The organism is Streptomyces chilikensis (genome assembly GCF_001642695.1).
Taxonomy (GTDB): Bacteria; Actinomycetota; Actinomycetes; order Streptomycetales; family Streptomycetaceae; genus Streptomyces; species Streptomyces chilikensis.
The window spans coordinates 1,895-2,439 of sequence record NZ_LWCC02000001.1 but is presented as its reverse complement, the minus strand read 5'-3'; the positions used below and the strand labels follow the sequence as shown (position 1 = coordinate 2,439).

Here is a 545-nt window from a genome sequence, read left to right as displayed (position 1 = left end):
AGGCGGCGTCCGCCTTGGGCCGCAGCACCGTCGCCAGCCGCTCGGGGGTGAGGGATTCGAGGACACCGTCGTCGACGACCCCTGCGGCGTGGACGACGCCGGACAGGCCCGGGCCGTCGGGCGCGGTCAGCTCGCCGATCAGGCCGGTCAGGGCGTCGCGGTCGGTGACGTCGCACGACGCCCAGCGGACGGTGGCGCCCAGCTCCCGCAACTCATCCACCAGCGCGGTGGAGGAACGACGCGAGACGAGCACGAGGTCACGGACACCGTGGGCGGTGACGAGGTGACGGGCGACCAGACCACCCAGCGCACCACCGGCACCGGTGACCAGTACCGCGCCTTCGGCGGCGGGCAGCGTGGTGTCGGCAGGGGTGGTGGTGCGGGCCAACCGGGGCACCAGGACCTCGCCCGCGCGGATCGCGAGCTGCGGTTCATCCAGGCCCGCAAGCGCCGTCAGGTCTTCCGTCGTTCCGTCGGTGTCGACCAGGACGATCCGGTCGGGGTGCTCGGACTGCGCCGAGCGCACCAGACCCCACACCGCCGCG

Annotated in this window: 1 protein-coding gene; it reads right to left on the bottom strand. The window is 73.9% G+C overall.

All coding sequences use genetic code 11. From position 1 onward, the window contains the following. Positions 1 to 545: SDR family NAD(P)-dependent oxidoreductase (locus A2U95_RS33935; RefSeq protein ID WP_166020103.1), on the bottom strand; the 545-nt coding region annotated here is incomplete at both ends.